This window comes from Pseudomonas sp. CROZ-RG-20F-R04-15, assembly GCF_022662375.1.
GTDB lineage: Bacteria > Pseudomonadota > Gammaproteobacteria > Pseudomonadales > Pseudomonadaceae > Aquipseudomonas.
On record NZ_JAKNQL010000002.1, the window covers coordinates 332,572 to 345,768 of the forward strand.

Sequence of the window (13,197 nt, forward strand, 5' to 3'; positions counted from 1 at the left end):
TTGGTGAATGGTTCCGGGTAAAGCACCCGGCCAGACAGCATTCCAATGCCTTGCGCGGTCGGCACAGACCGCGCCCTGCACGCCCTGTGAGGGGCGTGACGCAGCAACCCGATTCCACTAGCAAGCCGAATTCAGGCAGGAAACCTCATGACCGACGCGTTCGAACTCCCCAGCACCCTGGTCCAGGCCCTTCAGCGCCGTGCGGCCCTGACGCCGGATCAACTGGCCTTGCGTTTTCTTGCCGAAAACCCAGAGCAGGCTGTGGTGCTCAGCTATCGCGAACTGGATGAGCGCGCGCGCACCATCGCCGCCGCATTGCAGGCTGACGCAGAATTCGGTGATCGCGCGGTGCTGCTGTTTCCGAGCGGTCCGGATTACGTCGCGGCGTTTTTTGGTTGCCTGTACGCAGGGGTGATCGCGGTGCCGGCCTATCCGCCGGAATCCGCGCGTCGTCACCATCAGGAGCGTTTGCTGTCGATCATTGCCGACGCCGAACCGCGTCTGCTGCTGACCAGCGCCGACCTGCGCGACGCCTTGCAGCAAATCGAAGGCGCGCCGCCGTTGCTGTGTGTCGACAACCTCAACAGCGCCTTGGCGCAAAACTGGGTTGAGCCGAACCTGCCGCCAGACCACATCGCCTTCCTGCAATACACCTCCGGCTCCACCGCGTTGCCCAAAGGCGTGCAAGTCAGTCACGGCAATCTGGTCGCCAACGAACTGCTGATCCGTCACGGTTTTGGCATCGATGTGAACCCTGATGACGTGATCGTCAGCTGGCTACCGCTGTATCACGACATGGGTTTGATCGGCGGTCTGCTGCAGCCGATTTTCAGCGGCGTGCCGTGCATCCTGATGTCGCCTGCTTACTTCCTCGGCCGGCCATTGCGCTGGCTCGAAGCGATCAGCCAATACGGTGGCACCATCAGCGGCGGGCCGGACTTCGCTTATCGCTTGTGCAGCGAACGGGTCAGTGAGTCGGCCCTCGAACGTCTCGATCTGAGCCGTTGGCGCGTGGCGTACTCCGGCTCCGAACCGATCCGTCTCGACACCCTTGAACGCTTCGCCGAGAAGTTCACCGCGAGCGGTTTCAGCGCAGACAGCTTCATGGCCTCGTACGGTCTGGCCGAGGCTACGCTGTTTGTCGCCGGCACCCCGCGCGGCACCGGCATCCCGGCACTGTGCGTCGACGATCAGGCTTTGGCGCAAAATCGCGCCGAGCCGGGCGAAGGCAGCCCGATCATGAGTTGCGGCATCAGCCAACCGGAACACGCGGTGCTGATCGTCGAGCCGAGCAGCCTCGATGAACTGGCCGACAACGCGGTCGGTGAAGTCTGGGCCACCGGCCCGAGCATTGCCCTCGGTTACTGGCGCAACCCCGAAGCCAGCGCCAAGACTTTCGTTCAGCACGCCGGCCGTACCTGGTTGCGCACCGGTGACCTCGGCTTCATGCGCAACGGTGAGTTATTCATCACCGGTCGCCTGAAAGACATGCTGATCGTGCGTGGCCACAACCTGTATCCGCAGGACATCGAGAAGACCGTCGAGAACGAAGTGGAAGTGGTGCGCAAGGGCCGCGTCGCCGCATTTGCCGTTAGTCAGGACGGTGAAGAGGGCATCGGCATTGCCGCAGAAATCAGCCGCAGCGTGCAGAAAATCCTCCCCCCGGAAGCCTTGATCAAAGCCATTCGCCAAGCGGTAGCCGAGGCGTATCAGGAGGCACCAAGCGTGGTGGTGCTGCTCAATCCGGGTGCGCTGCCGAAAACCTCCAGCGGCAAATTGCAGCGTTCGGCGTGTCGCAATCGCCTGGCCGATGGCAGTCTCGACAGCTACGCAGTGTTCCCTTCGACGGCGTCCGAAAGCCAAGAGTCGACCACCAGCGCATCCGAGCTCGAAGCACTGATCGGCAAAATCTGGGCCGAGCAACTCAACGTCAAGCAAGTCAACGCCGACGATCACTTCTTCCTGCTTGGCGGCAACTCGATCGCCGCCACCCAGGTCATCGCCCGCGTCCGCGAAAAACTCGCGCTCGAGCTGAACCTGCGCCTGCTCTTCGAAGCGCCAACGCTGGCCGCGTTCGCCGCTGCTGTCGCGCAACAACAGCAGGACGGCGGCAGCGCGCAAGGTGCAATCACCGCACTGTCGCGCAGCGAGCCGATGCCGCAATCGCTGGCACAAAACCGTCTGTGGATTACCTGGCAACTCGACCCGCAGAGCAGCGCCTACAACATTCCCGGTGCCCTGCGTTTGCGCGGCGAACTGGACGAAGACGCCTTGCGCGCCAGCTTCCAGCAACTGATCGAACGCCACGAATCTCTGCGTACACGCTTCTTCGAGCGCGACGGCGTGGCCCTGCAACAAGTCGATGCCGCCGCCGAATTCAATCTGCAACTGATCGACATCAGCGACCTGTCGGCCCATGAGCGTGAAGCCCGCGCGCAGCAAATCCGCGAAGACGAAGCACGCACTCAGTTCGACCTGGAAAAAGGCCCGCTGCTGTGGGTGACGCTGGTACGTCTCGACGACGAAGATCACCAACTGCTGGTGACCCTGCACCACATCATCGCCGACGGCTGGTCGCTGAACGTGTTGATCGACGAGTTCTCGCGCCTGTACGCCGCCGCTACGCAAGGCGCAACAGCGACCCTTGCGCCGCTGCCAACCCAGTACGCCGACTACGGCAGTTGGCAGCGCCAATGGCTGGCGCAAGGCGAGGGCGAGCGGCAACTGGCGTACTGGAAAGCGCAGTTGGGCGACGAGCATCCGACCCTCGAGCTGGCCACTGACTCCCCGCGTTCGGCACAGCATGTTCACAGTGCCGAGCGTCACACCGTGCGGCTGGACGCCAGCCTCAGCGAGGCGATCCGCAACACGGCTCAGGCGCATCAATCGACGCCATTCATGTTGCTGCTCTCGGCATTCCAGAGCTTGCTGCATCGCTACAGCGGTCAGCGCGACATCCGCATCGGCGTGCCGAATGCCAACCGTCCGCGTCTGGAAACTCAAGGCCTGATCGGCTTCTTCATCAACACCCAGGTGCTGCGCGCCGAGATCGATTCGCGCCTGCCGTTTGTTGAGCTGTTAGCCCAGACACGCCAAGCCGCACTCGGTGCGCAAGCGAATCAGGATCTGCCCTTTGAACAACTGCTCGAAGCCTTCCCGCAGGCCCGCGAACAAGGCCTGTTCCAGGTCATGTTCAACCACCAGCAGCGCGATCTGAGTGCACTCAAGCGCCTGCCGGGACTGCTCGCCGAAGAACTGCCGTGGCACAGCCGCGAAGCCAAGTTCGATCTGCAATTGCATAGCGAAGAAGACCGCAACGGGCGGCTGACCTTGTCGTTCGACTATGCCAGCGAACTGTTCGCTGCCACGACCATTGCGCGTCTGGCCGAGCACTTCAGCAACCTGTTGCGCGAAGTCTGCGAACGTCCGGAGCAAGCCATCGGCGATCTGCAACTGCTCACCGCCAGCGAGCACGCTCAGCAAAAAGACTGGGGCGTTGCCCCCTGCACCCCGGCGCAACAATGGCTGCCGGAACTGCTCAACGAACAAGCGCGGCTGACCCCGGAGCGCATCGCGCTGGTATGGGACGGCGGTAGTCTCGACTTCGCCGAACTGCACACCCAGGCCAACCGCCTCGCCCATTATCTGCGCGACAAAGGCGTCGGCCCGGATGTCTGCGTGGCCATTGCCGCCGAGCGTTCGCCACAACTGTTGATCGGCCTGTTGGCGATCATCAAGGCTGGCGGCGCTTATGTGCCGCTCGACCCGGATTACCCGGCCGATCGACTGGCCTACATGCTCAGCGACAGCGGCGTCGAATTGCTCCTGACGCAAACGGAGTTGCTTGAGCGCTTGCCGGCCAGCGACGGCGTCAGCGTGATCGCCATGGACGCTTTGCACCTGGAAAACTGGCCGAGCCAGGCACCAGGCCTGCACTTGCACGGCGACAACCTCGCTTACGTGATTTACACCTCGGGTTCCACCGGCCAACCGAAAGGCGTCGGCAACACCCACGCGGCACTGGCCGAACGTTTGCAATGGATGCAGAACGCATACGCTCTCAATGAAACCGATGTGCTGATGCAAAAGGCCCCGATCAGTTTCGACGTGTCGGTGTGGGAATGCTTCTGGCCGTTGATCACCGGTGCTCGTCTGCTGATCGCCGGTCCCGGTGAACACCGCGATCCGCATCGCATTGCGCAGCTTGTTCAAGAGCATGGCGTGACCACGCTGCACTTTGTGCCGCCGCTGCTCTCGCTGTTCATCGACGAGCCGTTGAGCGCCGAATGCACCAGCCTGCGCCGCGTGTTCTCCGGCGGTGAAGCGCTGCCGGCCGAACTGCGCAATCGCGTAATCGCGCAACTGCCCGCCGTGCAATTGCACAACCGTTATGGCCCGACCGAAACCGCGATCAACGTCACCCATTGGCATTGCACCACTGCCGATGGCGAGCGCTCGCCGATTGGCCGGCCGCTGGGTAACGTGATCTGCCGTGTGCTCGATGCCGAGCTCAATCCAGTGCCGGCCGGTGTACCGGGTGAACTGTGCATCAGCGGCGTCGGTCTGGCTCGTGGTTACCTCGGCCGTCCATCGTTGACCGCTGAACGCTTTGTGGTCGATCCATTGGGCGAGCAAGGCGCGCGGTTGTACCGCACCGGTGACCGCGCACGTTGGACATCCGATGGCGTGATCGAATACCTCGGCCGCCTCGATCAGCAGGTCAAACTGCGTGGCTTCCGCGTCGAACCGGAAGAGATCGAAGCGCGCCTGCTCGCCCAGGACGGCGTCGCCCAAGCCGTGGTGCTGGTACGCGAAACTGCTGGCGGTGCGCAACTGATCGGCTACTTCACCGCGACCGATACCCACGAAGATCACGATGGGCAAATCACTCGACTGAAAACTGCTCTGGCCGCCGAGCTGCCCGAATACATGGTCCCGGCGCAACTGATGCGTCTGGACGAAATGCCCCTGAGCCCCAGCGGCAAACTGGACCGCCGCGCCTTGCCCGAACCGCAATGGCAAGTGCGTGAACACGTCGAACCGGTGACCGAACTGGAACAACAGATTGCCGCGATCTGGCGCGAAGTACTTGGCCTGAGCCAGGTTGGTCTGCGCGACGACTTCTTCGCCCTCGGCGGTCATTCGTTGCTGGCCACGCAAATCATCTCGCGCAGCCGTCAGGCCTGTGACGTCGAACTGCCGTTGCGTGCGTTGTTCGAGCACAGCGAACTCGGAGATTTCGCCGAGCAAATCCGCTTGATCCAGGTCAGCGGCCGCACCAATAAACAGCCGCCAATCGACAAGGTCGACCGCAGCCAACCGGTACCGTTGTCTTACTCGCAACAGCGCATGTGGTTTCTCTGGCAGATGGAACCGGACAGCCCGGCGTACAACGTCGGCGGCATGGCGCGTCTGCGTGGCGTCCTGCATGTCGAGCGTTTCGAGGCCGCACTGCAAGCGCTGATCCTGCGCCATGAAACCCTGCGCACCACGTTCCCGAGTGTCGACGGCGTTGCCCGTCAGCAGGTGCATGCCGAAACCGGCGTGCGCATGGGCTGGAAGGATTTCTCAAAACTTGCCGCCGATGTGCGTGAGCAACAGGTTCAGCAACTGGCCGATGAAGAAGCGCATCTGCCGTTCGATCTGGAAACCGGTCCGCTGCTGCGCGCCTGTCTGGTCAAGACTGCCGAACACGAGCATTACTTCGTGCTGACCCTGCACCACATCGTCACTGAAGGCTGGGCGATGGACATCTTCGCCCGCGAACTCAGTGCGTTGTACGAAGCGTTTGTCGATGACCGCGATTCGCCGCTCGAACCCTTGCCGGTGCAGTACCTCGACTACAGCGTCTGGCAGCGTAACTGGCTGGAATCCGGCGAGCGTCAGCGTCAGCTCGACTACTGGACCGCACAACTCGGCCGCGAACATCCATTGCTGGAATTGCCGGGCGATCGGCCGCGTCCGCCAGTGCAAAGCCATCAGGGCGAACTGTTCCGCTTCGACCTGAGCGATGACCTCGCCGCACGGGTTCGTGCGTTCAATGCGCAAAACGGTCTGACCCTGTTCATGACCATGACCGCCGCGCTCGCCACGCTGCTTTACCGCTACAGCGGCCAGACCGATCTGCGCATCGGCGCGCCGGTGGCCAACCGCATCCGCCCGGAAAGCGAAGGGCTGATCGGTGCGTTCCTCAATACACAGGTGCTGCGTTGCCAGCTCGACGGCATGATGTCGGTCGGCGAATTGTTCGAGCAGGTGCGTCACACCGTGATCGAAGGCCAGTCGCATCAGGATCTGCCTTTCGATCATTTGGTCGAAGCCTTGCAACCGCCGCGCAGCGCCGCGTACAACCCGCTGTTCCAGGTGATGTGCAACGTGCAGCGCTGGGAATTCCAGCAGAGCCGCATGCTCGCCGGCATGACCGTCGAGTACCTGGCCAACGATGCGCGGGCGACCAAGTTCGACCTCAATCTGGAAGTCACCGACCTCGACCATCGCCTCGGTTGCTGCCTGACTTACAGCACCGATCTGTTCGACGAGCCGACCATCGCGCGCATGGCCAGACATTGGCGCAATCTGCTCGAAGCGCTGATCGCCGATCCGCAACAACGTCTCAGCGAATTGCCGCTGCTCGATCAACCTGAACAACAACAGCTGCTCGAAAGCCTCGGCATCGAGCCGGGCGAGCACCGTCTCGACCAGTGCATTCATCACCTGTTCGCCGAACAGGCGCTGGCGCGTAAAGACGCGCCGGCCCTGACCTTCGCCGGGCAGACCCTGAGCTACGCCGAACTCGATGCCCGTGCCAATCGTCTGGCCTGGGCTTTGCGTGAGCGTGGCGTCGGCCCGCAAGTGCGCGTGGGTCTGGCGCTGGAGCGTTCGCTGGAGATGGTCGTTGGCCTGCTGGCGATTCTCAAGGCTGGCGGCGCGTATGTGCCGTTGGACCCGGAATACCCGCTCGACCGTCTGCATTACATGATCGAAGACAGCCGCATTGGTTTGCTGCTCAGCGATCGAGCGATGTTCAAAGCCCTCGGCGATCTGCCGCCAAATGTGGTGCGCTGGTGCCTGGAAGATGACAGCGCGGCACTCGCCGCTTACCCGGCCAGCGAGCTGCCATTTATCAGCCTGCCGCAGCATCAGGCCTACTTGATTTACACCTCGGGTTCGACCGGCAAGCCGAAAGGCGTGGTGGTTTCCCACGGCGAAATCGCCATGCACTGCCAAGCCGTGATCGAACGGTTTGCCATGCGTCCGGATGACTGCGAACTGCACTTCTATTCGATCAACTTCGACGCCGCGACCGAGCGTCTGTTGGTGCCGCTGCTCAGCGGCGCGCAAGTGGTATTGCGAGCACAAGGTCAGTGGGACGCAGAAGAAATCTGCGGTCTGATCCGTGCGCATAAAATCAACGTGCTCGGCTTCACCCCGAGCTATGGCAGCCAGTTGGCGCAGTTCCTCTCGACGCAAAACGAAATTTTGCCGGTGCGCATGATCATCACCGGTGGCGAAGCGCTGACCGGCGAGCATCTGCAACGGATTCGCGCGGCGTTCAAACCGTCGATGTTTTTCAACGCTTACGGCCCGACGGAAACCGTGGTCATGCCCTTGGCCAGTCTGGCGCCAGAGGTGCTGGAAGAGGGCGCCGGCAGTGTGCCGATCGGCAGCGTGATTGGCGCGCGTGTCGCCTACATTCTCGACGCCGATCTGGCGTTGGTGCCGCAAGGCGCGACCGGTGAACTGTTCGTCGGCGGCGCCGGTCTGGCGCAGGCCTATCACGACCGTCCGGGCATCACCGCCGAGCGTTTTGTCGCTGACCCGTTCGCCACCGACGGCGGGCGCATGTACCGCACCGGCGACCTGGTGCGCCAACGTGCCAATGGCCTGGTGGAATACCTTGGGCGGATCGACCATCAGGTGAAAATCCGCGGTTTCCGCATCGAACTGGGCGAAATCGAAACGCGCCTGCTCGATCACGACTCGATCCGCGAAGCCGTGGTGCTCGCCCTCGATGCGCCAAGCGGCAAACAATTGGTGGGTTACCTCGTCACCGAAATCGCCGAGCAAAGCGAAACGAAACAGGCTGAGCTACGTGAGGCGCTGAAATCGCACCTCAAGGTGCAATTGCCGGATTACATGGTGCCGACGCACCTGATTCTGCTGGCGAGCATGCCGCTGACTGCCAACGGCAAACTCGACCGTCGCGCCTTGCCGGCGCCGGACCCTGAGTTGAATCGTCAGGACTACGTTGCCCCGAGCAACGAACTGGAAATCACTCTGGCGCAGATCTGGTGCGAAGTGCTCAACGTCGAACAGGTCGGTCTCAACGACAACTTCTTCGAACTTGGTGGCGACTCGATTCTGTCGATTCAAGTGGTCAGCCGTGCACGCCAGCAGGGCATTCATTTCAGCCCGCGTGATCTGTTCCAGCATCAGACCGTGCAAACCCTCGCCGCTGTGGCCAGCCGCACCGAACAAGTGACGGCCGAGCAAGGTCTGGTGACCGGTGAAACGCGTCTGACGCCGATTCAGCACTGGTTCTTCGACACTGAAATTCCTGAGCGTCAGCACTGGAACCAGGCGCTGTTGCTGGAACCGACCGTGCCGCTGGAACCGCATCGTCTGGAGCAGGCGCTGCTGGCGGTGATCGAGCAGCATGACGCCTTGCGCCTGCGCTTCAGCGAGGCCGACGGCCAATGGCAAGCGACGCATCAACCGGTTTCCGATGCGGTGGTGTTGTGGCAAGTGCGCGTCACTTCGATGGACAAGTGCGAAGCGCTGTTCGCTGATGCCCAGCGCAGTCTCGATCTTGAACAAGGACCGTTGGTGCGTGCCGTGCTGGTCGATGGCCCTGAAGGTCAACAACGCCTGTTTATCGCCATCCATCACTTGGTCGTAGACGGCGTGTCGTGGCGCGTTCTGCTCGACGATCTGCAAACGGTGTATCGCCAACTCAACGCCGGACAAACGGTGAAACTGCCGGCGAAAACCAGTGCCTTCAAGGACTGGACGGCACGCCTGCAGGCCTACGCCGGCAGCGAGTCCCTGCGCGAAGAACTCGACTGGTGGCAGACCCAACTGGCCGGTCAGAACGCCGATTTGCCTTGCGAAAATCCGCAGGGCGGCCAGCAGAATCGTCATGCACAAACCGTCAGCGTGCGCCTCGACGCCGAGCACACCCAACAGCTGCTACAACAGGCGCCGGCGGCTTATCGCACGCAGGTCAACGATCTGCTGCTGACCGCACTGGCCCGCGTACTCTGCCGCTGGAGTGGGCAGCCGTCGGCGCTGGTTCAGCTGGAAGGCCATGGCCGCGAAACCCTGTTCGACGAGATCGACCTGACCCGCACTGTCGGCTGGTTCACCAGCGCCTATCCATTGCGCCTGACCCCGCACAACATCGAAGAAGCCGCCGGGCAGGGCGCTTCGATCAAGGCGATCAAAGAACAACTGCGCGCCGTGCCGCATAAAGGTCTGGGTTATGGCGTGCTGCGTTATCTGGCTGATGACCTCAGCCAGCGCAGCATGGCCGCGCTGCCGCACGCGCCGGTTACTTTCAACTATCTCGGTCAGTTCGATCAGAGCTTTGGCAGCGATGCGCTATTCCGTCCGCTGGATGAGCCGGTCGGTGCAGCGCACGATCCGCAGGCGCCATTGCCGAACGAGTTGAGCGTCGACAGTCAGGTTTACGGCGGTGAACTGCTGCTGCGCTGGACCTTCAGCGCCGAGCGTTATGACACGCAGACCATCAACGATCTGGCCGATGCCTACCTCGGCGAACTGCAAAGCCTGATCGCCCATTGCCTGCAAGACGACGCCGGTGGCCTGACGCCGTCGGACTTCCCGCTGGCCAAGCTGACTCAGGCGCAACTCGATGCCTTGCCGGTGCCGGCCGCGCACATCGAAGATGTCTATCCGCTGACGCCGATGCAGGAAGGCATGTTGCTGCACACCTTGCTCGAACCGGGCACCGGTCTGTACTACATGCAGGATCGCTACCGCATCAACAGTGAACTCGACGCCGAGCGTTTCGCCCAGGCCTGGCAAGCGGTGATCGCCCGTCACGAAGCGCTGCGCGCGTCGTTCTGCTGGAACGTCGGCGAAGACATGCTGCAAGTGATTCACACCCCGGGTCGCACGCCGATCGAGTATCTGGACTGGAGCGCCATTGCCGAAACCGAGCAGGAGCCAAAGCTGCAAGCGCTGCTGAAAAACGAGCGCGAGGCCGGGTTCGATCTGCTCAATCAGGCGCCGTTCCACCTGCGCCTGATCAAGGTCGGCGCGGCGCGTTACTGGTTCATGATGAGCAACCACCACATCCTCATCGATGCCTGGTGCCGTTCGCTGTTGATGAACGATTTCTTCGAAATCTATACCGCGATGGGTGAGGGGCGCGAAGCGCAACTCGCCATGCCGCCGCGCTACCGCGATTACATCGGCTGGCTGCAACGTCAAAGCCTCGCCGAAGCGCGGCAGTGGTGGCAGCAGAACCTGCAAGGCTTCGAACGCACCACGCCGATCCCGAGTGACCGTCCGTTCCTGCGCGAACATGCCGGTGAAAGCGGCGGGATGATCGTCGGCGACCGCTACACCCGCCTGAGTGTCGAGGACGGCGCGCGTCTGCGTGAACTGGCGCAGGCCCATCAGCTGACCATAAACACTTTTGCTCAAGCAGCGTGGGCCTTGGTGCTGCGGCGTATGAGTGGTGATCGGGATGTGCTGTTCGGCGTCACCGTCGCCGGGCGGCCGGTGGAAATGCCGGAGATGCAGCGCACCGTCGGTCTGTTCATCAACAGTATTGCGCTGCGGGTGCAGATGCCAGAGGACGATCAGCGCTCAAGCGTGCGTCAGTGGCTGAGCGGTCTGCTCGACAGCAACATGCAACTGCGTGAGTACGAATATCTGCCGCTGGTGAACATTCAGGAACAGAGTGAATTGCCGAAAGGCCAGCCGCTGTTTGACAGCCTGTTCGTCTTCGAAAACGCTCCGGTGGAAGTCTCGGTGCTGGACCGCGCGCAGAGCCTGAATGCGACCTCGGATTCTGGCCGTACCCACACCAATTTCCCGCTGACGGCGGTGTGCTATCCGGGCGATGACCTCGGTCTGCACCTGTCGTATGACCAGCGCTATTTCGACGAATCGACCATCGAGCGCATGCTCGGCGAGTTCAAACGTCTGCTGCTGGCGCTGGTCGACGGCTTCCATGGCGACATGGCCGATCTGCCGCTGCTGGGCGCGGAAGAGCAGGACTTTCTGCTGCACGGTTGCAACCAGAGTGATCACGACTATCCGCTGGAGCAGAGCTACGTTGCGCTGTTCGAAGCGCAGGTTGCCGCGCATCCGCAACGTATCGCTGCCAGTTGCCTCGATCAGCAGCAGAGCTATGCCGAACTGAATCAGAACGCCAACCGACTCGGCCATGCACTGGTCGCCGCTGGTGTGCAGATGGATCAACCGGTGGCATTGCTCGCCGAACGTAATCTCGATCTGCTTGGCATGATCATTGGCAGCTTCAAGGCTGGCGCGGGTTATCTGCCGCTGGATCCGGGCCTGCCGAGCCAGCGTCTGCAACGCATCATCGAGCTGAGCCGCACGCCGGTGCTGGTCTGCTCCAAAGCATGCTTTGAACAAGCGCAGACGTTGCTGGATGAGTTCAGCTGCGCCAATCGCCCGCGCCTGCTGGTGTGGGAAGAGATACAAGCGGCGGCGACGTCGGCGCAGGATCCGGGCATTTACAGCGGCCCCGACAACCTCGCCTACGTGATCTACACCTCGGGTTCCACCGGCCTGCCGAAAGGCGTGATGGTCGAGCAGCGTGGCATGCTCAATAACCAGTTGAGCAAGGTGCCGTATCTGCACCTGAGCGATGCCGACGTGATCGCCCAAACTGCTTCGCAAAGCTTCGATATCTCGGTCTGGCAGTTCCTCGCTGCGCCGCTGTTCGGCGCGCGAGTGGACATCGTGCCGAACACCATCGCCCACGATCCGCAAGGGTTGCTGGTGCACGTGCAAGCGCAGGGCATCACCGTGCTGGAGAGCGTGCCGTCGCTGATTCAGGGCATGCTCGCTTCGGAGCGTCTGAGTCTGGATGGCTTGCGCTGGATGCTGCCGACCGGTGAGGCAATGCCGCCGGAGCTGGCGCACCAATGGCTGCTGCGTTACCCGGAGATCGGTCTGGTCAACGCTTATGGCCCGGCGGAATGCTCGGATGACGTGGCGTTCTTCCGTGTCGACATGGCGTCGACGCGCGGCAGTTACTTGCCGATCGGCACGCCGACCGACAACAACTTGCTCTATCTGGTCGATGGCGCGCTGGACCTGGTGCCGTTGGGCGCGGTGGGTGAGTTGTGCGTGGCGGGCACGGGCGTTGGTCGCGGTTATGTCAGCGATCCGCTGCGCACTGCGCCAGTGTTTGTGCCGAACCCGTTCGGTGCGCCGGGCGAACGCCTGTACCGCACCGGTGACCTGGCGCGGCGTCGCAGCGACGGCGTGCTGGAGTACGTCGGCCGCGTCGACCATCAGGTGAAGATTCGCGGTTACCGCATCGAACTGGGCGAGATCGAAGCGCGCCTGCATGAACAGCCGGAGGTGCGCGATGGCGCGGTCGGTGTGCAGGAAGGCGTCAACGGTAAACACTTGGTCGGTTATCTGGTGGCTGCTGATAGCGCGCTGAATCCGAGTGAACGACTGGAGCGGATCAAGCAGCGCCTGCGTGCCGAACTGCCGGAATACATGGTGCCGCTGCACTGGTTGTGGCTCGATCAACTGCCGCTGAATGCCAACGGCAAACTGGATCGCAAAGCCTTGCCGGCGCTGGAGATCGGCCAGTTGCAGAGCCAGGATTATCTGGCGCCGCGCAATGAGCTGGAGCACACCCTCGCCGACATTTGGGCCGAAGTGTTAAAGGTCGAGCAGGTTGGTGTGCGCGACAACTTCTTCGAACTGGGCGGGCACTCGTTGCTCGCCACGCAGATCGCTTCGCGGGTGCAGAAAACCCTGCAACGTGACGTGCCGTTGCGGGCGATGTTCGAGTGCAGCACGGTGGAGGAACTGGCCGAGTACATTGATGGATTGGCGGCGAGTGATATCACCGAGGAGAAGGTCGATCGGTTGAATGATCTGATGGCAGAGCTGGAGGGGCTTTGATTCTCTAGCGACTGTACCGCCCTTTCGCGAGCAAGCTCGCGAAGGCGGCAC

The 13,197-nt window shown here is 62.3% G+C and carries 1 protein-coding gene; it reads left to right on the forward strand.

Translation table 11 applies throughout. The features are described 5' to 3' along the window. Positions 1-147 precede the first annotated feature (147 nt). Positions 148-13,146, forward strand: a complete 12,999-nt coding sequence (locus tag L8H52_RS05915; RefSeq protein ID WP_242205598.1) for a non-ribosomal peptide synthetase — start codon at positions 148-150, stop codon at positions 13,144-13,146. Positions 13,147-13,197 lie beyond the last annotated feature (51 nt).